Below are 23,659 nucleotides of genomic sequence, written 5' to 3' on the forward strand. Positions count from 1 at the left end.
GTTCACAAAAATTTAAAATTTATGAAATGAATTACTTTGGAGTTAATATTTAGAATTCAAAAGGTTTATTAGGTAAAAAACACTTTATATTACAACTAATTATTTCTATTTAATAAATCCCCTAACCCTTATGACAACGCTTGAACATACCTTTCTATAAAGTTGAGTAATAATAGGATTATTAAATGATGTATTATCTCCTTAGTTTAATTCACATAATTTTCAAAAATATCAACCTATAGCATTAAGCGATTGTTATATAATGGAGCTAAGCCGTAATCAATATGCTTTCCCCGTTATGAATAATGAGATAATTTATGTGTCCCTTGTATTCGCTTTAACCCAAAAAGAACTTGTAGTAATTTCTACAAGTTCTTTTTGCTTTTCTTATTATATTGAGAGTAGGAATTTTTTCATATAGTAAAAACAATAATGAAGCATTATCTCTAGTCTGCTAAATAAAAATTTTGTATTTTAATATGTGTCATTAATAGAAATATTTTAGACTATAGAATAAATCATTAGACTGTTAACAATAGAAAAAAGGGAAGAACCACCAATATTCTTCCCTTTCTCCTGTAATTAGGGTTGCTATATTAATTAATATAGCAGTTTATAAAATGTTGGATGCAACAGTTTACTCTTGAAATTATAGCACGAGTAACAATTGATTCTTATGCAATATTGCATAAGGTGATTATTATTTATCAAAGAAATTGTCTCACAATAGACAGTAGTACATACTTTTTATGTTTAGTTTTAAGTAAGTTTTAATTTTAATTTTTAAAAATATCGATGAAGCTAAGGAATCCGAAAGTATTTAAAAGGAAAACAATAGACTTGAATTATATTTCTCATCGGCCAATATTGTTTAACATAATAAAATAAAGATAGATGATAACCAATACATGTTATTAGAATTTAAATGGTTCCAATCTGAAGAATGCACCTTAAAATTAATTTTCTTTGGGTACAATTTTTTATACATTTATACACTTTGAATTTTTTATGTACGTTTGATATAATTACATTAATAGTATCACAGGAATATCTTATGTATATAATAAAAGAAGAGATGCGCTAACATCTCTTCTAGTAACTGCTACCGCAAGGTGGTCGGTTACTTAAACTTATTTTTTGCGTTTAGAACCGCCCTTTCGCTTGCCGGCATTTGGGGCGGTTCTTTTATTTCGTTTACTGTTAATCTTTTTCGCCAGCTCATTCGCATAAGCTGTAGCAAATACTGTAAGGAATACCTTAGCAGCGTCGTACAATAAATTAAATAAAGAATCCATTCGGTCACCTCCTTCCTCTCTAAGATCAGAGAAAGGATAGCAACCTCCCGCCCTCACAATATACAGTTGTTTTCATTCTATCATACTTGTACATGCTCACCAATATAAAATAGCCCACCTATTTCCGTAGACGGACCTTTTTTTATTTTGCAATTGTGCACAATCATACTATAACAAACTGTTTAAATAAAATTGTACATTTAAAATAATTGGAATTACTTCACCAATCCTAAAACCCTAACAATCTCAACTATTTTATTATCTTCTAATCTACAATAAAGTCGTTTACCTTTACGTTCACTTTTCACAATATTCCCCTGAACTAATTTTCGTAAATGCTGTAAAATCACAGCTTCCGAAATCTGCGTTAGTTTACTTAACTCAGAAACCGACAAAGAACCACGCACAATCAATTCACGAACAATTAATAAGCGACTAGGATTTCCTAATAATTCTAAAGTTTTTACGCTTTCTGTATAAAAATTAAAATCCATATGAAAAGCCCTTACCAAAACTCCCAACCTCCCAAAATAAAGAAAAATAACAACCAGAATATCTTAACATAAAAACAGTAGGATTAACTCCAAAATATACCAATGTATCCTTGAGAAAAATACTACTTGGATGAAATTCTAATACATAGTATTAAAATTAAGATGGTGCAAATCAGTGGAAGGTATAGAAGCTGGGCATTATTTATATTTCTTATATTTATCTCCTCTTAAATAGTGATAGAGACGTAGATTTAAAATGTCTGTACAAAATACTTAATCAAAGTTTTTAGAAGTGAAAGATAAGATTTTTATTTCTCTTTCATTAATTCACATAATTTTCAATCTCTTTTAATCCAATTGTTGATATTTGATATATAATAAAATTAACCCGTAGTTATCATGTTTGCTCCGATTCAAATTATGAGATAGTTTGTTTCAACTTTTTTACATTATCTTAAAAAGAACTTGTAGGGATTCCTACAAGTTCTTTTTGTTTTTTATATTGAAATGAACTAAAAAATTACAAACATCTATAGCTTTTTAATTAACATAAATTCTTAGTTATTTAGCCATATTACATTTGTTAGAGAAACAGCAGCTATTGTAATTCATTATCTGATAAAAGACAAAAAGAAGCCAAAAAAAATTAATCTTTTCACCTTTGTTACTCCACAATCTAACCTTTTACTTCATAAGTTTAAAAGATGAATTCCAGTGCTTACAAAGAATACTTTGCTAGTTGCTCACCCCAAGATGATAATTCAGTCTCAATAAACCCTGCCTTTTTATATACAAGTTTAGCCGTAAGATTTTCAGGATGATATCCGATCATTATTAAAGGAATGTTTGTATTGTTATTTTGTCTTACCTCTTCAATAACCAGATATATAGCTTGTTTCCCTATACCTTTTCCTTGAAATTTTTCATCAATCATAAGTCTATAAATCCAATAATTATTATCATCAGGATCTATTCCAAACATAGTAAATCCTATCATTTTATTACCAACATAAATTCCTTTTGCATAAAAATTATCTAGAAATTGAACTTCTGCGATAGAATACAGGTTTGATGCTATAAATGTCCGTTGTTCCGCTTTAACAGATAATCTAATTGCTTCTTCCCAATTACTTTTATTAATAGACTTTAAATGAATTTTCTTCAATCTTATACTCTCCCTTTAATATTGAAAGGGGAACCACGTAGTTAATGGGCTATTGAAACGTTATCCCCTTGTTTTTTTGCCCAATCAAATATAAATAATTTCTCATCGACAACGCCTCCTTAAAATTAAAAACAAGTTATTATATTCAATATAATTGTTATATTTCCTGTAACACCCTTTTATTTTAGAAGATATACTGAAGAATGTTTACAATATTAGTAATTTAACTCATTATCACCAAACAACGGTTTGTTATTTTATTAGCGAATCTAAACTTAGCAAAAGTAGAGAAGTATACTTTTCTACTTGTTCGTAGTTTCAAATGAATATTCACAGAATAAGATATACTATGAGAATCCTTATTATAATTGCCTTAGTTGTCATCGGTTTAGTATTTTCCAACTTGATTTCTATACATACAATCGAGACCGTAGCTGACATAATCAGAATTATTATAACAATTGTACTTGGTGATTATTTCTTATATCATTTTGCTCTTAGAATTCTTGCACTATTTACAACTTTTATTGGAGTTATTTTAGTAATTTGCTTAATTACATATGCTGTAACTAAATTACTTTAGAAGGAGAAATGAATTATGAATGCCCTAAAAAGGGGACAGACCCACATCCATCAACTTAAGGTTTTAGACTATTTTTGAAGTTAAAAGTACGTTACTATTCTCTTATGTTAATGGGAAAGGGCGACGTACCTCCTTTTGTTCCAGTAAACTTTTCAGAATAAGTTTCTTCTCAGTCTTTGTTTTGCAACATTTAATGTGAGACCATATAAATTTATTTCTCAATATTATCCATCAAAAAATCCCATATATTGTATTTTAAATTCATCAGGTTAAATGTATAATCAATTTGTAAATATTATACAAAGGGGATTGATTTTATGAAGAAATTATTTGGAAGCATTTTGATATCCTTTATTTTAATGTTTTCTTTTAGTATGAGTGCTTCTGCAGCAGAATCATCTGAGTTAACTTCATTAAAAGATTATCATGTTTATTACTATGAAGTACCTACGAATGCTAAAACTATGAAGGTTCAATTAACTGGTCCTAAGTTTAATAAAAACCATTTGTATAAGGTATCAGTTTATAATGATTATAACTCACGTACTGATACTGGAATAGTTGCTATATCTAAAAATGCAGGATCTACTACACATGAACTTCCTGTAGTTAAAGGCGTACCTGGGAAAGGACAAGTAAGAGCTGGGACAACAGTTGCAGTAAGGGTAGGAGCTTCAGATTTTAATCCGAATGCTACAGATTTTACTTATAATTTAAGCGCATATTTTAACTAAAATAGATTTATCTCTAAAAAACAATTCTCCATTATAGAGAATTGTTTTTTTAGAGATAAATTGTTAGATTTTTTAATTTTAAAACCATCGGGTGTATTTGTAACAAAGAAAACCACATGAAAATGGACTTGCCCTAAATGCGGCGTAATCGTCCAATCGACAAAAACATACGTTCATATTAAATGTGGAGACTGCAATCAAATATTAATAGGGGTCACCTTACATATTCATCAATTTAACATTTTAATGTATCACCTAAATAAAAATTTCTTTTCTCTACATGTAGTTATTTTGAGAAGTCATTTCACTTTTTCTTCTTTGGGGTGTTTACTTTTCTTAACTTGATAGTACCCCAGAACGAAATTTTGTGCTAACTTGTAACAAAAAAGCGCATTTTTTCGTTTTGAGGTATTTCAAAATATGAGTTGGATAGGCATGTACGGTGATCCCTACTTAATTATTAGAAAAACATTAGTTTTTAAATTGTATACACGCTGATCACAGTAATTTTTCGATACACCCATCATAATGAATCTCTCCTTTTCCTCTTTTTATCAGTATTGGTAGGTAAAGAGGGACCAGACACAAAAACAGGTTGTGAAGAAGACTTTCTCCACAACCTGAGATTAAGTTATATATTCAAATATGACCTGTTCTTTTAACTATTTAATCTTTTATAATCTGCTATAGTCTATATAACTAGAGTCATAATAAATCCACTGACCTGTTCCAATTCTTAGCCAACCATTCTTTTCTTCATATACTGTAACTTTCTCACCTTTACTTGTCTTTCTAACAATAGAATAGTTTGTACCTGATCCGCTTCGAACATTTACCCCAATACCATTAATTTGAGCCGTTCCAATTACCTTTTCAACACTACCATTTTCAATTACTTGTAGCATATTTAGAATAAATGTTGCTGTTTCACCACGAGTTGTTGTTCCTTTAGGATCGTATTGATTGTCACCCTTACCTCTTACAATACCTAGACCATACAATCTTTGTACGTCTTCTTTATAGCTAATTTGGTCTTTGTCTGAGAATGGTAGGTTTACAACTGGTCCCCATATACCTTTATACTGTAAAGCCTTGTTTACAATAATTGCTGATTCTTCTCTTGTAATAGGTGTGTTTGGGTCAAAATAACCATCTCCTCTACCTTGAATGATACCTGCACTTGCAGTACGTTTAATACCATCTCGTAAAGTTGAATTTGCATCGTTTAGGTCTTTAAATGAAGCATCTCCAGCTGGCAGTTTTAGAGAGTTAGAGATTAATTGAGCAAATTCGGCTCTTGTTATCGCTCTATTGGGTGCGAAAACTCCGTTTCCTTCCCCTATCATAATACCCCTTCTATTTAACTCTCGAATAGCATCTTCATACCAACCTCCTGTAATGTCATCTTTTGGTTGATAAAGATTATTATAATACCCCTCAACGCTATTTACGAATACATCCCATTGCCCATTATTAATCATGTTAGCAGGACAGATTTTACCGCTCCATTTTTGGTGTTTTACAATGTTATTTAACGGTACACCAGTTTCTTTCATTAAATAAGCTACAAGTTTTTTGGCGTTATCTACCGCTTTACTGTAGTTTCCGTCACTGTTAACTGCGATTTCAATTGCAATAGATTCTCTATTACCTGGACCATCACCGTCTCCTGCGTGCCATCCGTTCTCGTTTAATGGTAGGTGTTGATAAATCTCCTTATCGTCTACTGTAAAATGCCAAGATGCAGCTCGGTCTGTACTGCCTACTGCTTGGTTATATAGGTATTGAGCGTGGTTTCTAGCACCTGCCCCTACACTTGTATTATCAGTCTCATGAATTGTAATGTACTTTGGACTCATATAATTTTGAGGACGAATATTATCGTTACCTGCTGGAACAATCCATTCAGTGAATGGAACACCATTTATTGTACTAGAGATGCTAGGTGATATGGGAGACAGACTACGTTTTGTTCTGTTTGAATTGTTAGGAACAGTTAGTGTACCTGTTTCTTCATGAATACCTTCTGAACGTTGAAGACTATCTACTTTCTTATTGTCGACAGTACCTCCACCACGTCCGTCTACCTCTTTAAAACTAGCTTCAATACTTTTTAAAGCCTGTTCATCTGATGTTGTTTTACTTTGTTCCTGAACGTTTGTAGATTGCTTATTGTTTACTAATTGTTGTTCCTCTGCAAACGATACCAATGGTGAAGATAATACCGTTAATCCTGCCGTGAATGCTACTACTTTTTTATTAAATTTAATGTTCATTTCTAATTTGGTATACCTCACTATTTTAATAGATATACCTTCCTCCTTGTACTTCTTTTAGTGTGAATATTAGTTTAAATAATGGTAGCCTGCCCCCTCAAAATAACAGGTTGATTTTACATTTCATATGTCAAACCGCCATCTATAAGTCCTACATGAAATGTTAGTACTTTAGAATTATAACACAGCACTTTTGCAATACTTCCAAGATTCTTGCAAGCAATCTCCTAATCTTGGATATACTGATAGTATGACTCTAAAAAAACTTTTAATATATAGCAACTTTCTCCACTTATCTTATGAGCCTCTACAACAGAGTCTTTTGTTACAATAAAATCTAAAAACCCAGAATGTTCGTTGGTCTTCATAAAAATAGTGATAAAGGCTAAATGAGATTTCCCTAATTTCATCTCATCTAATAAAATTGTAAAGGCCCTTATAATTCCCTCTTCCTCCAGTTTTCTAACCCTATTCCCTACAGCTTGCCCAGTCATATGTATTTCTTTACCAATATCTCTCCACTGTACCCTCGAATTTTCTTTTAACAAATTTAACATGTTAGTATCTATATAATAAAATATACATAAAAAAGAGCGGTAGATATTCATTCAATACATAAAAAAAGACTATTCATTCTGTATTGATATACAAAAGAATAGCCCCCATAGTTATCGAACTACATATGCTTTGTCATTAGAACTAGTTTTTAGGATGCATTAAGCCTAGAATACTTTGATCTTGAATGTTCCACCATGATAATAATTTTTACCTACTTTTAATAGGGCAGTATACGTTCCTGGAGTATACGTAGGATTAATTTTTGTAGTAAATGTCCCTATACCTCTAGTAGAATTTGTATCCTTGATTTCATCAATAATTTGTAAATTATTGTTGTCATCGATACGATAAATTCTAAGAATACCATAATCAATATGGCTATTTCTTATTGTCACACTAAACGTTTGTCCATTTCTTAAATCACTTACTGCTAACTCTGGCATATATATTGCATTATGATGGATGTATCTATAATCTGGAAAACCCCAATCTGTTGCTGCTGCTACTTGATTCGTAGGTTTAATCATTTCTACTGTAGTCAACCCTCCTAATGCTAAAGCTCCTGTAAGTACTAATGTGCTAAATTTTTTCATTGTTCACTACCTCCTATATATTTCTTTTATTCCTGTATAATACAAATCTAACTTGTAATATATATCAGGAGTTTGATAAGTACATTTCCTATTATTCTCAATATTTAAATTAATAAAAATTTCCTTTACAGGGGAACTTTATAATAATTTTTTATTTAACTCGACCATATCCTGCAATATATTTACTCCAATAAGAACTATTTAAGCTAGCTTCACCAACCCCGGAATTACTAGCATTATAAAACTTGTTATCACCAATATACATGCCAACGTGAGTAATGCCTGATTTGCCTGGAACCGTTCCTTTAAAGAAAACTAAATCTCCTTTTTGAAGAGCCTTTCTATCGACACGGGTAGTTTTATTATATTGATCTTGTGCTGTGCGTGGTAATTTAATCCCTTGTGTTCCATATCCCCATTGCATTAATCCCGAACAATCAAATCCAGTTTTAGGACTATTTCCGCCATATTTATATGGTTTACCTTCATATTTTTTCATCTCTGCATAAACTTTACTAAATTGGCTCGCAGTTATTGATTTTGTGGTGGAAACTGATATAGATTGTATTGTGTTTTCATTTTGAGAAACACTATCAAGTTCATCTGCAGAAGCAAAACTACTCCCCGATCCTAGCATGACACCTAACGTTAATGTCCCAATTAAAATTTTCTTCATAAATTTCTCCTCCTGTAATCTTTTGTAAGGTTTTATCCTTCTCACCTAATAGATTAATCCAAATATAAAGAGGAATAAATACACAGAATTAGACATTATTCTACATTTTTTTAATATTTTGTATTTTTATTAACGTTTTATTTTACTATCTTTGTTTAAATTCAATAAATTTAGGGATTAGATTAATGATTTATGCAACACAAGCATAAAAATGCATTATTAAAACATTCAGATATTAATTGAGAAATAAATATAACTATTTAATGTATAGGTAATTATTAATTTCTTTTACAAAATATGAGGTGGTTCAAGTCGGAGGAAGGAACCTTAGGGTGTCTTTTCGCTTATGGATTTTTTTAGGGATAATTTGAAATATTATACAGTTGATTGTGTTATTATGTGTGTAGGATTTCTGGTTTTAAAAATTACAAGAATTAATAGGGGGAAACAATAATGAATTTAGGAAAATTAGCATTAATTGGGGCGTTAACTTTTAGCGGTTTTACTGCAATAGAAATGAGTAAACCTACCTCACAAGCAGCTGCAGCTTACTCAGATCCACTTAATGATGATTGGGGATTTAAAACCATTGTAGATTTACAAAATTTAGAGGAAAGTACATATCAACCAGATTGGAAGATTGGGAATTTAATAACTGGTGATACATTTTACTTAACACAGCACTTTGGTAGAGAACATTTTGGTGCGCAAATGAAAATTTTTAAAATCCACACAAATGGTACCCTAGAACGATTCCAAACAATAGAACCAGAATTTATTCCAGGAACAGAAATTTGGCAAACCCCTATCACAGATAGCTATACAAGCGGTACTTATGTCGCTGCAATTAAATATCGTGGTGAATTCACGTATTCAAATCAATTTACAATCAATTAGGGATATAACGTAATCATTTATTTTTTACGAAACCCACCCTTTTGCTTCCGACGGCGACGCGGAGTGGGTTTTTTGTTATCTTTTTCTAAAAATTTGTTTCCTAAAAACATACACAGACACTTCACGTACAATGGCTTTCACAAATTCTTTTAGAAGCTCAAACAAAAACTCCATAGGTATATCACCCCCTTTCCGTCCAAATGGAAAGAAGGGATAACCAATCCCCCTCGCAATATACAGTTAATACCATTTTATCATACTAGTACAATCTCACCAATTTAAAAAAGACCACCATTACTGGCAGTCCTTTTTTGGTAGTTTTAGAAATTAAATTATAACATATTGATATACGAATTATAAATATGCTTTTCCAAAAGATACTATAAGTTTTTTATAATTCCTGATTTCTCAATTTTCATTTCATAATGAATTTTTCTGTAAGTATTAACAACTAACATTAAAATTATCAATTTACTAGATTATTAGAAAAAACTAGTTATCTATATAATCACTTGATAAAATATAGATATAATTTAAGAGGGTAAAGTTAATATAGATTAACTAAGTAATGCTAAGAAAATATTTTATTGCATAAAAAAGGCTCCATTGCTGGAGCGCTCAAAATAAAATAAATAAACGAATTAAAACAAGAAACAGACAATTTAACTATATACTTTAAATATAAATAAATCCATATATACGCAATAATGCATATAAAAATTCTATTTATTGATTCTATAATAGACTTACTCGATAATTATTATATTTTTTTATGTTTTTTTAGCAATACAATACCTTCTTAACACCAAGTGTACAAGTAAAAGAAGACATCTTAATCGATTTCTTCTTTTCTTATATAATAACACAATAAAAGATTGCATTGTATCAAATAGAAAATAGAGGAATTTCAATAGGTATGTAAAAATACATAATAAATGAACCGAATATTATGATATACTCCTAAAGAGCTGATACAAAACTTCTTTAGATTGGAAAACTAAAGTCTTATCTACCCAATTGTGGGGGCGCCTTATGGCGTCTTTTTTTTTATAAGAAACCCCCAAGCATTCATACACTTGAGGGGGTACCGTCAGCATTTCGGAAAAAAACCACGCTAAGAGCATACAAGATTTTATACAGTTTTTCGGCTAATCCAGAACCCTAAAACCCGCGCCACAATAGAAATGTATAAAAAGATATATAGAATGATAGAAAAAGAAAAAGACGGATTCCTTGTGAGAGTAAGGGTCCGCCTTTTTCCTTGCTACCGAAAATAGGACGTTATGTTAACCGAGCATGTATAGAATATACAAGAAAAACACGATACATCACTTTTTATAAATGGTATAATAAGGAAAAGGCGAGGTGAAAAACTAATGGACGACTCTATGTTTGCGTTTCGAGTTGTTTTCAATGCACTAACATCATTCTTTTCCAACGGGGTCTGGGTCGTTTTGTTCTTCTTCTTGTTAAATAAAACGTATGAAAACAAAACTTTCAAAACAGCATCGAGTATTATTACTGTTGTTGTCTTAGTATTTTATTTGTTTTATTGCATTCGGAATAGCATGTAATGCCTTTCTTTGAATAAGGTAGGGAAATCCCCCAGTATCCAAGACTAAATTTTACCCATACATCATTTTTTGGATCTAGCTCTTGAAGATAAAAACTATTTAATTTTCAAAGAACAGTTATTAACTTAAAACTTATTATACGAGGAGGGTGTATCATGAAAAAAATATGCTTTGTATTAATTGTAGACGCTGGTATAAATTATGGTTCAATATTTTCTCTACCATTTTTAAGGAATCAGGATGATTTGAAGGAATATTTTTCTAATTATTATGATGTTTCAATTAATTATATTAGGGATAAAAACTCAGTTGACTATTTGGTAGTTCCCAAACCGTGTCCACCTTTTGATAATGAAAATAATCTTCCAATAATTGAAGTACCAGCAATCTTATTTATGGAAAAGGATTTTGAAAAAATAAAGACTTATATAGACAATTATTTTTCTAATAACTCATAAAGAAAATAAAAGTACAGTAAAAAGAAGTCCAATAAAAAACAAGTGGCGTAGAATATTTCTATTAATCATTCGTTTTTTATTATATTTACATATATTTTTTAAAAGAGGATTTATAGACGTTCTGAAAAAAATTAATTATAACAAGAACAGTGTTCGTGCTACTATGGGGTTTACTTTACTTCCAATAACGAAAATTATGTAAATAAGCTGTCTATATGGACAGCTTATTTTATTTTTTGCTTAGCGTAGTTTTTTTCAAAAATGCTGGCGATACCCCATTGCTATCAAGTTGTTCTCCAAAACGATAAATATAAACTTTGGTGCTATACAAACACAAAATTTCCATTTAGGGGGGTACTTTAAAATCTTAGCTTAATAGGCATGGGGCGGTACCTCGACTACATCAGTGTTTTAACTCATTATCACCAACCAATGGTTTATTATTTTTTTAGCAATCCTAAACTTAGCAAAAGTATAATTTTGCTAAGTTTTCTTATATCATGCCACCTTTAGATTTCTTGCAATATTTTCATTGGCATTATGCAACTGATTATGATAAAAGACTTATAGAAGAACATAAAAAATGGAGTCCCTAATCGGACTCCATTTTTACCTACCCTACTCTTTTGTATCAAAGATTAATTATGAAGGATATTTTATTATTTATCTACAAGTTCCATTCTTTTTTTAGAAATATTTCACGTGCCTCTTCATCTAGAAGGTCTTTGAATGAATCGTGGTAACTATAATATTTCATCCTTTCCTCCTCACTAAAAACTTCTAATATGGAGGTTTTACTACTGAGATTTCCCTTTGCTTTTTCAAGTGCTTTAATCTCTAAATCTAAAATCTTAACATACTCTTTATGTACTCCCTTAAATTCGGAAGGGGCATTGAGTTTTTTTGTTCAGTACAACTTTGTATTAAACCTACACAAATGAAAATACACCTATAATTATGGTTTGGTGATAACCTTGCCGGCCAATCCCGCTAGTATAATTGCTTCAGTTATCTTTGTTCCATTTGTTGCATCCACTCCATAAAAAGCGTTTAATGCATCAACAAACCAATCGGCGTTCTCTAAAACTGTATATCCATTACTTTTTAGTGAAGTAAGAATAGTAGTAACAGTACTATATTTTTGAGAATCACCCATTTCCAACCAATCATTACCGTCTTTTGTAGAAGAATTTGCTTTAGTTGTACTAGAGTTAATACTATTATCTTTTCTATCGATAACCAAAATCCCCTTAGAATTGAATTCAAATCTATCTCCAACCACTAGGGTCCGTTCCTCCCCATTCATATTATTGATGTTCGGATCCTCATAAAACATCCTATATTTTTCTTTGCTTGTAGAGAATTCAACATACCAGATATCACAAAGAAAAAGTCTACCACAGCTTAGATCACCATTATTCTCCTTATTAACTTCATGTATTTTATCTATTGAATGTGAAATAAAGGCGAATTGTTCCGCTTCCTTTAATTCTTCAAAAGAATCATTCAAAGTACCTAAGATATTATAGTGTAGATTGGTATCATCAGAATCTACATCCTTCTCATATTTAACATTCGTTAAATATTTTGTAAGTACCTCATCAGATTTGAGTGATTCGATAGATTTCTGTACTTGTTTTTCTAATGATGCTTCTGTCTCCTTTTTTTCCTCCCCCGTTACACCACAAGATGTAAGTAGAATTAAGCTAATAAAAGTTAAAATAAAATAGAATAAATTCCTCAAGTAACATGGCTCCTTTTACATAAATACTTTCAAAAACAGATAAAAAACATAACCTTCTAAAATATTTACATTATTATAAGCATAGTAAGTTTATAATAAATCGTTTTATCTTTATATTAATTATATATTGATATTGAAGCTTTTGAAAAGCTAATTAGTTATAACTTTGAAATAAAGCTACTTTTTATTCAAAATGATTAAACTTTTTTGTAATCTTCACCCGCTGTATATTTCGAATGAAGTTTGATTAAAAATACCTCATAAACCCTTAATTTATGATAAATAAAAAGAAACCATTTTGAAAAATTTTTGATCTAAACGGCTTCTTTGTTTATTAATTAGTATAATAATTTTATAAAAAAAGTTTAAATACAATCGAGACATTAGCTGCCATAATCGGAGTTATAATAGCAATTGTACTTGGTGCTTATTTCTTATATCGTATTGCTCTTGGATTTCTTGCACTATTTGCAACTTTCATTGGTATTATTTTAGTGATTTGCTTAATTACATACGTTGTAACTAATTTAACCTAAAATGGAGTCCCGAATCGGACTCCATTTTTCAACTTTTATACTTTTATATTTTAGGATACAAAGATACATGTATCTTTGTATCTTTGTATCTTTGTATCTTTGTATCCTTTTGTTATTTCTTCACTTCAGCCCACTTATAGTTGAATTCTCCACCGAAATCATTTGTCACTATGCCTTTGACTGAAGAACGTTGTAAATATGATCTGCCTTGCTGATAGAAAGGCGCAACTGCTCCATCTTCTAATAAAATTCTCTCAGCTTGTTTCATTGCTTCCCAACGAGCATTTTCATCACCAGCTAAATTAGTTTTCACTTGATGAATTAGTTCATCATATTGTTTGTTTGAATACTTATCAAAGTTATAAGTACCATCTGTCATGAATAAATCTAAAAATGTAATTGGATCAGGAATATCGGGACCCCATACATCAACGCCTAGATCATACTCACTATTCAACAGCAATTGAATTTGTTGTTTACGTGGCTGCGGCTTCACATTGACCGTTAATCCCTCTAAATTCTTTTCTAACTCACCTTTTAAATACTCTGCATTTTTCTTAGCAAACACATTGTCACTTGTAAGTAATTCTAATGTTACCTGTTCTTTCCCAAGTTCTTGCTTTGCATTCTTCCAGTTTTCTTTCGCTGCCTTCACATCGTCTTTTACTAATGTTCCATTTTCCTTTCGGAAGTCTTTTCCGTCCGAACTTTTAGCGAAATCAGCTGGTATTAAACCGTCTGCCGGAAGAGAACCATTATTTAAAACTGTATCTACAAAGGCTTTCTTATTCATTGCCTGACTGATTGCCAAGCGAGCATTTTTATTTTTTAACACTTCATTCTTTTGATTCATACGTAGGAATTGCACTGTAACTTCAGAACGTTCCTTGAAGTCAGGATTCTTTCTATATTTATCTACAAACTCACCTGTTAGTCCTACACGGTCAAGCTGACCTGATTCGTATAGATTTATTTCTGTTGATTTATCTTTCACGATATCAAAGTTGATTTCGTCTAATTTTACTGTTTTAGCATCCCAATAGTTCGGGTTCTTTTTCAGTTGAAAACCTTGTTCGTGCTTCCAATTATCTAATGTGAATGCTCCGTTATAAACCAATTGATCTGCTTCTAAACCATATTGCTTCCCTTTTGATTCGAAATACTTCTCGTTAATCGGCAAGAACGTTGCAAACGTTGTCAAATCTATAAAGTAAGGAACAGGCTGTTCTAATTGTATTTCTAATGTCTTATCATCTATTGCTTTTATCCCTAACTGATCTACAGGCAACTCTTTACTATTAATTTTCTTTGCGTTCTTTATATCAAAGAATAAAAACGCATATTCCGCAGCTATATCAGGGTTCACGGCTCTTTTCCAAGAAAACACGAAGTCTTCAGCTGTTACAGGTGTTCCATTTGACCATTTTGAATCCCTCAGATGGAATGTGTATGTTTTTTTATCTTCACTTACATCATACGATTTCGCTACAGCTGGTATCGGCTTATTTCCTTCCCCCAATGTATATAAACCCTCAAACACGTTTTTCATTACGTTCATGGATTCACCGTCAGTTGCCTTTGTGACATCCATCGTTGGAATTTCCGCTATATACGGTAAATGAATATATTGTGTTTTCGAATCTTTATTATTTGCCTTTGCTGTATTTTCTTTCTTTTCACTACTACACGCTGTTAGTAAAAAGCTAGCTCCTAGAATAGCAGCTACAATAGGCGTTACTTTTTTTAACATGTTTCTTTTCTTCCTCTCTACGCACGGTCATAGCTTTAGATTATCTCGTTGTATATCGCCTAGAAGAAGAGGAATTCTTTGCCCCTAAGTAATAAACCTCACAAATCTGTCGCCAGTTAAAACGTAGCACCCAAAGATAGGCATGTCAATTTCAGAAACTATAAATTTTAATATAAAAATACTAAATTATAAAGATATTCACTATACATTGTTGTGTAATGATTTTTTTAAGCACTCTTCTGAAAAAATGGCTCTTTATTTTTGCTTTTAACGCTATTTACCACTTCTATTAATACAATTAAATGCACCAAAAAGAGCAAAAATCACAAAACCGACTTAATAGACCCCTTAAATAAACTTCTTATAATATTCTTTTAAATTGTTTTTTTGATCCTCTTTTTAAGTCTTGTATTCCATTTATCTACCTTTTACGGTATGTGAAATTATATAAATTAAGAGCAAAAGTAGCAATTTCTACTTTTGCTCTTAATCTTCCTTATTTCTTGTTAAAATATATTCTCTTTAAATAACACTCAATAAACTCTTTTACAAAATCCTCCTCTAACAGCGCTTGAATTTTGTACGAGGATCTATTGTACTTAGTGAATTCTCGATTTTTTATTTTTTTATCTTTAGTGTATTCTCTTTCATGTCCCTTCATCCAGGCTTCAACATAACTTTCAGGTGTATTATGTTCTTTTGGATCAACGCCATAAATTTTACCCTTTCCTCCTATAATACCGTTAAAATTAGGTTGTTTTTTTTTCATCCTTAAGAATATCAGATACCCTATTAAGCGCTTCCTGCAAATTAGATTGGTAGTATTGGTCTACTGTTTCTGCATTGATCGCCATAAATGTATGCCCCCTATTTTATCTATTAACTACTAAACATTTTATTTATTTCCTATTATTAGTTTATCCAAATTTTATAGAAATATACATTACTATTTCCAAAACTTCCACCAATGAATTTTCTTTTCTTTCGCCGCTGCCACTTCTTCCGTTATTCGTTTTGCTTCTTGTATCTTCCTAATCATTCTCATAAGGATATGGTTCTGTTACAAAGTTTTCCAAGTCAATATAAACTCTAGAAAAAATGAATAAAGATCACCACAAATGAGTTATCTTTAATCCATACAATAATTATAAGCATTCTAATAATTCATATTATTATTAATAAAAAATATTTTAATATTCCATTTTTTCTAAAAGTGTATTATACTGTAAATTGCTAAGGGGGCACATTTTAGTATTTTTTGGTAACTATTCAATTTGTTAGGTTGTTATTAGTGTTATAGAAAAGTTCTAATCGAAGTCCAACAATGCTTAGAAGATATATATATTAGAAAAGTAATTTTGGGAGATCTTATCCTATATAACTAATACATATAGCGTTGTAGCTTTAAATCAATAAATTTTCCGATAAGCTAGTTAATAGATTATTGAATTTAATCTTTTGATAGAGTTAAAAAAATCAACTTTATATTCTAATTTAGGAAGTATTAGGTGGTGTCGGTAGTGTTTGAGTATCTTTTAGTTAAAGCTTTATTTACTATTTTCTTAATTAGCCTAATCGTGTTAATCAGTGTAATATGGACTAAAATAGAAAAAATTCTGGACGAGACTGTATTTAAAAACGTTTCTGAAAAATCCAGGTATATAGTAACTATGATAATTGTTATGGTGGGAGAATTTGTTCTCATAGTCATTACTTCATTAAATTGGGGAGCTTCAATTATTGACACACTCTTTTTTGGTAGTATTATTTTGTTTTGCTGTATATGGCTAATACCTTATTTTGTTAATCAACAACAAAACGTCGCTAAAGTTATGGATAAGCATTTTAGTGGAGGGGTAGATTTAGGTGAAATTCAAGTTCATCGTGCGAAACTTTCTGCATTTAATTTAGGAAGTATTGTATTTTCTATAGTGGGAATTATTATACCTATTTGTTACTATTTTAAATACTTTTTATAACGGTTTATTGGTTCTGTTGCAAATTTTTTCAAGATATAGTAATAGGTGAGATTACAGATATTTATGTAGAAACAACTTAGATGTATAAGACACTCCATTTGAGCGAAAACAGTAAAATACCCTATAAAAAAAGAGACCCTATAAGGTCTCTTTTACTTGTATTAATTAAAAAATGATACTCATTTCCAAAACATCCACCAAGACTTCTTCTTAAACTTGGCTGCCGCTATTTCTTCCTGAGCTGATACAATAGTACGTTTAGCATCTTGAATCTCCCTGACCATCTTCATAAGATTATCATCCCTTAGTTCTAACCTCTTTTCTATCCTTTCTTCACGTTCTTTCCGATCTTTCATATCTTCTCTTATTAATTTATTTCTTTCTTTAATATCCTCTTCGATTAATTTATTCCTTTGATCCATACGATCACCTAGTCTCTTTTCCATTTCTAAAAGGTTTGCTTGCTGCACCTTATTAATTTCTTCTATCATAGCGCTATATTGTTGTTGAAATTGATATTGCATTTGATAAGGGACTGGATATGTACCCTGGGATTCCTCTTTCTTATTAGCGATTCCAAATTGCTTTGCAATCAATTTAGCAGCCTTTTCTAAAGTCATTCCATCCTCTTTACTAAGCTCTACTAAGTGCTGAAGAAGTACCACATCAAACTCTGTATACTCTCTTCTCCCCCGACTATTCTTCCGTACCTCATACCCTTCTCGTTCAAGAACATCAGAGTATTTCCTAAGTGTGCTGCCACTCACCCCTAGACGGTTATAAACCTCATTTGCGGTATACACTATCTCCATTCCTGACATAGCGCTACCCCACCTCCTATAAGGAAAATTCAATATGAATAGTCTAAAACCTCTAATAATAAATCGACGAGACTCGTACTGTCTTTGCTGTGTTTTGTCGGAATAAAGGGATTTTAAATCACAAGAAACCTTCCGTGAAATTATTTATCTCAAAAAAATTATAGATTTTTAAAAATCACCCTTAGAATCTAGAAAGAGAATGATTATAATATGGTCTGTAAAGGATTCAGCAATTCTAAGGGAGGACATTATGATTATGAAAAAAACAAAGAGAAGAAAGAAAAAATTAGATGTAGAGATTCGTTTTTGGGGATTCGAGCTTTTCATTAAATACTTTGCTTAACAAAATATTTATATTCAAATTTTATTTGTAAAACCTCTTCATAAAAGAACGTTAGTTCGTGTATAATTAGAACAAACGTTCTTTTACTTTAGGAGGAATCACGATGTATGACTATTCAATCCTACCGAACAGAATCATCTTATGTGTTGATTTACGAAGCTTTTATGCTTCAGTAAGTTGCATTAAAATGGGACTTGATCCAATGCATACAAAGTTGGCTGTAGTCGGCGACGTGAATAGAAATGGTTCAATCGTTCTTGCTGCAACACCACCCTTAAAAGCCATGGGCGTAAAGAAGATGGCAAGGCTATATGAGATTCCTCGTCAAAAGGATATTCTTGTTGTGAATCCGATTATGGGAACATATATAAAATGCTCCAACTACATAACAAAACTAGCTTTACAATACGTTCCTATTGAGGATTTTCACCAATATTCCATCGATGAATTTTTTATGGACGTTACCGATAGTATTCATTTATTTGCTAACGACCCATACGAATTCGCTTTGAAATTTAAACGTGAAATATATGAACATACACGCATTGAATGTACGATCGGAATTGGTCCGAACCCTTTAATGAGTAAGGTTGCTTTAGATATTGAAGCAAAAAAGAACAAAGAAGGGATTGCTCATTGGAAGTATGAAGATATCCCAACAAAATTATGGAACATACGACCACTCAATAAGTTTTGGGGCATTTCATACAAAACAGAAGAAAAGTTGAATCGAAAAGGAATACATTCAATTGAAGATTTAGCCAAATACCCTCTTACATACTTAAAACAGAGTTTTGGCAAAATCGGAGAGGAATTGCACTTACATAGTAACGGTATTGACTTCAGCCGTATTTCAGAGAAATATGTTCCTGTTACAACTTCAATCGGAAAAAGCCAAATTCTAATGCGTGACTATACAATAGAAGAATTTCCGATTGTGCTACTGGAACACATCGAAGAAGTCTGTTATCGGCTTAGAAGACAAAACAAACTTGCTCAAACCGTCCATTTTTCTGTTGGTTATAGCAAGAGCTATAACGGTGGTATTCGGAAAACACATACTTTAAGCCGTCCGACTAACTTAACAATGGATATTTATAAAATTTGTACATACTTTTTACATCAACAATATACTGGCGAACCCATCCGCAGCATAAACATTTCTCTAACGAATTTAATTCAAGAAGGGGAGGAACAAATTTCTCTTTTCGATAATGTCACGCAACGAGAACAAGAATTAAAACTAACAAAAGTAATGGATGAAATACGTACAAAGTTTGGGAAGAACAGTATATTGCGGGGGATTTCCTACACGCATAGCGCTACAGCTAGATACCGAAACACACTAATAGGAGGACACAAATCGTGAACAATGCTAATATGCCAAAAGGAAGAAAAATGGTAAAATGGACTCCGTTCGCCGCATTAACATACCAATTTGACGGGATACGTGAAATGATTAAGGAACAAAACAAAGTAACACGTCCGACTCTAACAACTGAAGAAAAGGAACGAATTGAAAACATGCTGTTATGTTCCTTGTTATCTGAGGAAGAAATACTAATTACATATTATGAAGACGGTTATTTGCTCTCAGGCTATATGACTGTAGTAGATATTGACCCATCAAATAGCGCAGTTATATGTACAGATGCTTTTTATAATACAATAAAACTGCAATTTTCTAATATAATAGATGTGAAATAAAATAAATCAAAAAACCGAATTCTTAAAGAAAAAGGCCTTTTGATTTACTTCTATTTGACTGTAATTTATGATAAATGATTAAATCATTTCCAAAACATCGAAGATAAGTCTCAAATCTACAATTCCTAAAAAACTCGTCAATATCCTATAACAAACGAAAAAAGAATTCATATAACATACCAAAATTCAATATTTTTCTAAATAATAAATAATCCCCAAACAAGAATCACTTTTACTAAACAAGTGATTCTTGTTCCCTAAATATCCGAATGATATCTTCATAATATGCTTTGGTTTCAAACCTATCCAAATCCCCCACCACATAAAATTCTTCTTTCGCACGGGTAACAGCAACATTTAATAAATTTGGCTTTTGACATGACCATTCTGCTGCTCCATCTGTTTCCTTATCTGTCCCTGTAACAAAATATACAATCTTAGCTTCTTTTCCTTGAAAGGTATGTACAGTGCCGACAGATTTATCAACCCAATCACCAAAATTACAGATTTCCTTTGAAAATTTTTTCTTCAGAATATCTTTTATTCCATCTTTTACCGCTGTAAAAGGGGTAATTATAAACAAGTTAGGTAATTTACCCGCGTTCTCTTCTAAATGCTTTTGAAAACATTTTACGATAAATTCACCCTGTTCATGAACATATTGCGCTTCATTAGTTTTTCCTTTGTACGAGTACCATTTTCCTTTTCCAACTTTTTTATTAGCCAAAACCATTTTTTTGTTATATGCTATTTCATCAGCAATCGAGAACATAGGATCTAGGCACCGTCTATGCACCCAAAGCGGAATACCTATACGTACTTTATCTCCTATATTTTTGTCATCTTCAGACCTATTTATTTCTGTTCCCACTGGATTCGCCAAATCTGCTAGTACTTGAACAGACGCGGTAGCACCAATATATTCTTTAGAAACACAAAATGCTGTTCGAATATCATGCAAGATACTCTCATCAAGGGTAACTACAGGCTCTATTTGTTTTGGATCCCCTACAACAATAGCCTTTTTAGCACGCCACAATGCACCGGCGGCCTGTTGCGGGCTTGCTTGCCCTGCCTCATCAATAAATAAATAACCGATAAAATCCTTTCCAATCCCTTTATACATAGAGGAAAAACTGGCAAAAGTCGTACTCATTACAGGTAAAATCAAGTGCATAACGTCCCACATATTTTCAACGAATTTTTTATTTTCATCAATATTTAAATTAATACTACTTCGATTTGAAAACATATTTAAAGTTGATTTTATGAATTTACTATTCAGCATTACAAATATCTTTTGTATTTTTAAGGCCTTTAAAAATAATAATCCCCTTTCAAAATTCAATTCATCAGTTTGCCAAAGTACTGACTTTTGTCTTTCTTCGTACATTCCTTTTTCCCAAAAATCTTTAGTAGGAAGGACTAATGATTGATCTTGATATTTACTTTTGTTTTCTTGAACTTGATTCAATCTATTAGATAATTTATGTAGTTCTAAATTTAAACAACTTAATTCCTGAGATTGATGGCTATTTTCACTTTCTAATTTCCTTTGAGCTTCAATCAATTTGTTTATTTCCTTTCTTAGAGATTCTTCTTCAGAGTTCAATCTTTTTACAAATAAACGAGTGAATTTCTCCCATATACTTGGTTGTGGTAGATTTTCCAACTGCTCTTTCGCCAATATTTTTTGCTTGTTTACAGCATCAATTTCAATCTTTATTTTCTCTTGTCTATATTTCTTTTTCTTTACTTTATTATCTATTTGATCCCTCTCTAAAATTAACGTTTCTACATTCAGCATTAAAGTGGCAAATTCATTTAATTCTGCTTTTTTCATTTCAACTGAATCACGTAACTTTTTGAATTCTGAGACAGTAGTACTCCATGCATTTCCAGGCAATTCTTGCTGTATTCTAACCACCAATGAGGGAATATTTTGATTCTGTCTAACACCATTTAAAGCCTTACTAACCGATGTAATATTACTAGATTTACCTAATGCCGCTGAAAATAATCCCCATGTATTGTTCCCCCCAACAACAATTGAGGAAATATCTGAAAATAAATCTAACATCTCTACCTCTTTTTCATAAATTCGGTCATATTCATCTCCGTCAGTACGAACAATCTCATCTAATTTTGGTAGATCCTTAGAAATATTTTCAACTGCCGTATTATTACTAGAAGCTACTACCATAGAATATTGAGAAATATTTTCATCTAGTTTAAACATATTATACTTATAACCATTTATATCTAACTTGCCTATCGATTCGAATGCATTTTGAGGATCATCATAATCCGCCATTAACGATGCTCGTTTTACAATTAGCTCCGCGAAAACATCTTTTAATAAAGTTGTCTTCCCAGTTCCAGGTGGACCATTTACTGAAATAATTTTCTCATTTCCATTTACAATATGATTGACAGCTATTTGTTGCATTAATGAAAGACGATGTTTAACAGGTGATGGCCACTTTCCTAGTGGAAGGTTCTTGGGTAATAACATTTGTTGAATCATTTGGGCATTCTCATCTATGTCAATCTCTAATGCTCTCCCCTCAATAAATTGCTGTAATGTCCTATTTAATCCTTTCTCTAATATTCTTTGTAGATCCTCTACATAAAAACTATTAAAACTCCCCTTTAACTCTTCAGCATCTCTTTTTTTCACTATAATCTCAACATAACAATAATCCTGATTTAAAATGCATTGATTAAGTGAATGAAAATACTCATTAAAAATCATACAAAACTCATTAATAGATTCAATATTTACCTTATTAATAAATATTCTTTGTGCAGTTTCTTCCATCCGTAGTTTCGCACTATTAAACCGTTCCGTAAATGTAGCATATTGAATTGAAGATTTCGTTAGAATATCTTTCATAATTAATTGAACATGTGGAATAAACAAAGAATCTAAAATATATTCACCCTTTTCATTCACATCAAAAGAAAAACTAAAACATAGATGGGTATCTTTATTGATTATTTCTTCTTGACTTTGAAAATAATCACGTATAAATTGATTTACTTTATACTTTTCATAACAGCCCATATAATATCGAAAGCGAAATTCAAATTCCTTTACATTTTTTGGTTGTATATCTTCCCATAACTTTGATTCCAAAGAAGTTGATTTAACACGCTTTCTTAATTTTTCATCCTTAAAATAAAACCCTTTTATTTCTTTTTTTAATGATGGTAATTCTCCTGGTAATACTTTCTCTAAAAAATCCCAAGATTGTATAATATTAATGAAATTCACCTCGTTTAAAATTTAATATATTTTAGATGTATTCTAATTATATAATATCTTCAATTTACAAAGTTATCCACAAACTTCATAGAATTCAACATAGACTTATTCAGCTTACTCTAATATAGAGAAGAAGCTTCTTATATAAATATAATTCTCTAATTCTGGCTTAAAATGTTCCATATTCTCGAATTTATCAAGTTGATAG

General features: G+C 31.2%; 20 protein-coding genes and 1 pseudogene. 8 read left to right on the forward strand and 13 right to left on the reverse strand.

All coding sequences use genetic code 11. The features are described 5' to 3' along the window. Positions 1–1,130 precede the first annotated feature (1,130 nt). The 3 genes from GD442_RS27970 to GD442_RS27275 form a co-directional block, all read right to left on the reverse strand. On the reverse strand, positions 1,131–1,295 hold the full coding sequence (locus GD442_RS27970) for a hypothetical protein (protein ID WP_000377655.1): 165 nt from the start codon (positions 1,293–1,295) through the stop codon (positions 1,131–1,133). Positions 1,296–1,510: 215 nt separating this feature from the next. Further along, a complete protein-coding gene (locus GD442_RS27270) occupies positions 1,511–1,789 on the reverse strand; it encodes an ArsR/SmtB family transcription factor (RefSeq protein WP_002042350.1) in 279 nt (92 codons plus the stop codon). Positions 1,790–2,507: 718 nt separating this feature from the next. Next, on the reverse strand, positions 2,508–2,954 hold the full coding sequence (locus GD442_RS27275) for a GNAT family N-acetyltransferase (protein ID WP_000719842.1): 447 nt from the start codon (positions 2,952–2,954) through the stop codon (positions 2,508–2,510). Positions 2,955–3,303: 349 nt separating this feature from the next. Between GD442_RS27275 and GD442_RS28225 the strand changes: the two genes are divergently transcribed. Together GD442_RS28225 and GD442_RS27280 are read left to right on the forward strand one after the other, a co-directional pair. Further along, positions 3,304–3,537 carry a hypothetical protein gene (locus GD442_RS28225; protein ID WP_149150181.1) on the forward strand — a complete coding sequence of 78 codons (234 nt, stop codon included), beginning with the start codon at positions 3,304–3,306 and terminating at the stop codon, positions 3,535–3,537. 317 nt (positions 3,538–3,854) lie between these two features. Continuing rightward, positions 3,855–4,271 carry a hypothetical protein gene (locus tag GD442_RS27280; RefSeq protein ID WP_159365278.1) on the forward strand — a complete coding sequence of 139 codons (417 nt, stop codon included), beginning with the start codon at positions 3,855–3,857 and terminating at the stop codon, positions 4,269–4,271. A 674-nt stretch (positions 4,272–4,945) separates the two neighbouring features. Here the strand turns inward: GD442_RS27280 and GD442_RS27285 are convergent. The 4 genes from GD442_RS27285 to GD442_RS27300 form a co-directional block, all read right to left on the reverse strand. Beyond that, positions 4,946–6,547, reverse strand: coding sequence for an S-layer homology domain-containing protein (locus GD442_RS27285; protein WP_149150180.1), 1,602 nt, complete (start codon positions 6,545–6,547; stop codon positions 4,946–4,948). Positions 6,548–6,774: 227 nt separating this feature from the next. Beyond that, positions 6,775–7,104: an Lrp/AsnC family transcriptional regulator gene (locus GD442_RS27290; RefSeq protein ID WP_000933400.1), complete on the reverse strand. Its 330-nt coding sequence runs from the start codon at positions 7,102–7,104 to the stop codon at positions 6,775–6,777. Positions 7,105–7,269: 165 nt separating this feature from the next. After that, complete coding sequence (locus tag GD442_RS27295) at positions 7,270–7,698, reverse strand: DUF5065 family protein (protein ID WP_048563930.1); 429 nt, start codon at positions 7,696–7,698, stop codon at positions 7,270–7,272. A 151-nt stretch (positions 7,699–7,849) separates the two neighbouring features. Next, positions 7,850–8,374 carry a C40 family peptidase gene (locus GD442_RS27300; protein ID WP_089172390.1) on the reverse strand — a complete coding sequence of 175 codons (525 nt, stop codon included), beginning with the start codon at positions 8,372–8,374 and terminating at the stop codon, positions 7,850–7,852. Between the two features lie 453 nt (positions 8,375–8,827). On the opposite strand from GD442_RS27300, the gene GD442_RS27305 reads away from it, so the two are divergent. The 3 genes from GD442_RS27305 (at position 8,828) to GD442_RS27310 (ending at position 11,303) form a co-directional block, all read left to right on the forward strand. Then, complete coding sequence (locus GD442_RS27305) at positions 8,828–9,271, forward strand: DUF5065 family protein (protein ID WP_146718322.1); 444 nt, start codon at positions 8,828–8,830, stop codon at positions 9,269–9,271. 1,376 nt (positions 9,272–10,647) lie between these two features. After that, positions 10,648–10,845 carry a hypothetical protein gene (locus tag GD442_RS28565; protein WP_002096482.1) on the forward strand — a complete coding sequence of 66 codons (198 nt, stop codon included), beginning with the start codon at positions 10,648–10,650 and terminating at the stop codon, positions 10,843–10,845. A gap of 155 nt (positions 10,846–11,000) precedes the next feature. Beyond that, positions 11,001–11,303, forward strand: a complete 303-nt coding sequence (locus GD442_RS27310) for a hypothetical protein (protein ID WP_159365279.1) — start codon at positions 11,001–11,003, stop codon at positions 11,301–11,303. A 955-nt stretch (positions 11,304–12,258) separates the two neighbouring features. Here the strand turns inward: GD442_RS27310 and GD442_RS27315 are convergent. From GD442_RS27315 to GD442_RS27330, 4 genes and pseudogenes are all read right to left on the reverse strand, one after another. Beyond that, positions 12,259–13,047, reverse strand: a complete 789-nt coding sequence (locus GD442_RS27315) for a hypothetical protein (protein WP_159365280.1) — start codon at positions 13,045–13,047, stop codon at positions 12,259–12,261. Positions 13,048–13,695: 648 nt separating this feature from the next. After that, positions 13,696–15,333 (reverse strand): peptide ABC transporter substrate-binding protein, encoded by a 1,638-nt coding sequence (locus GD442_RS27320; RefSeq protein WP_159365281.1) that lies wholly within the window; start codon positions 15,331–15,333, stop codon positions 13,696–13,698. A gap of 496 nt (positions 15,334–15,829) precedes the next feature. Further along, a complete protein-coding gene (locus GD442_RS27325) occupies positions 15,830–16,102 on the reverse strand; it encodes a topoisomerase (RefSeq protein ID WP_236582433.1) in 273 nt (90 codons plus the stop codon). Positions 16,103–16,279: 177 nt separating this feature from the next. Then, positions 16,280–16,381, reverse strand: a pseudogene (locus GD442_RS27330) (DUF3967 domain-containing protein); the annotation flags it as partial. A 472-nt stretch (positions 16,382–16,853) separates the two neighbouring features. Here GD442_RS27330 and GD442_RS27335 point away from each other — a divergent pair. After that, positions 16,854–17,312, forward strand: coding sequence for a hypothetical protein (locus tag GD442_RS27335; RefSeq protein WP_000464471.1), 459 nt, complete (start codon positions 16,854–16,856; stop codon positions 17,310–17,312). A 179-nt stretch (positions 17,313–17,491) separates the two neighbouring features. Here GD442_RS27335 and GD442_RS27340 read toward each other — a convergent pair whose 3' ends face one another. Beyond that, positions 17,492–18,133, reverse strand: a complete 642-nt coding sequence (locus tag GD442_RS27340) for a DUF3967 domain-containing protein (RefSeq protein ID WP_159365282.1) — start codon at positions 18,131–18,133, stop codon at positions 17,492–17,494. Positions 18,134–18,579: 446 nt separating this feature from the next. Between GD442_RS27340 and GD442_RS27345 the strand changes: the two genes are divergently transcribed. Beyond that, positions 18,580–19,845: a Y-family DNA polymerase gene (locus GD442_RS27345; protein WP_159365283.1), complete on the forward strand. Its 1,266-nt coding sequence runs from the start codon at positions 18,580–18,582 to the stop codon at positions 19,843–19,845. Beyond that, positions 19,842–20,183 carry a YolD-like family protein gene (locus GD442_RS27350; protein WP_159365284.1) on the forward strand — a complete coding sequence of 114 codons (342 nt, stop codon included), beginning with the start codon at positions 19,842–19,844 and terminating at the stop codon, positions 20,181–20,183. Before GD442_RS27345 ends, GD442_RS27350 begins: the two co-directional genes overlap by 4 nt. A gap of 235 nt (positions 20,184–20,418) precedes the next feature. On the opposite strand, the gene GD442_RS27355 is transcribed toward GD442_RS27350, so the two are convergent. After that, positions 20,419–23,460, reverse strand: coding sequence for a DEAD/DEAH box helicase (locus tag GD442_RS27355; RefSeq protein WP_159365285.1), 3,042 nt, complete (start codon positions 23,458–23,460; stop codon positions 20,419–20,421). Positions 23,461–23,659: the final 199 nt, after the last annotated feature.

Origin of the sequence: Bacillus sp. A260 (assembly GCF_009861435.1) — a bacterium.
GTDB lineage: Bacteria > Bacillota > Bacilli > Bacillales > Bacillaceae_G > Bacillus_A > Bacillus_A cereus.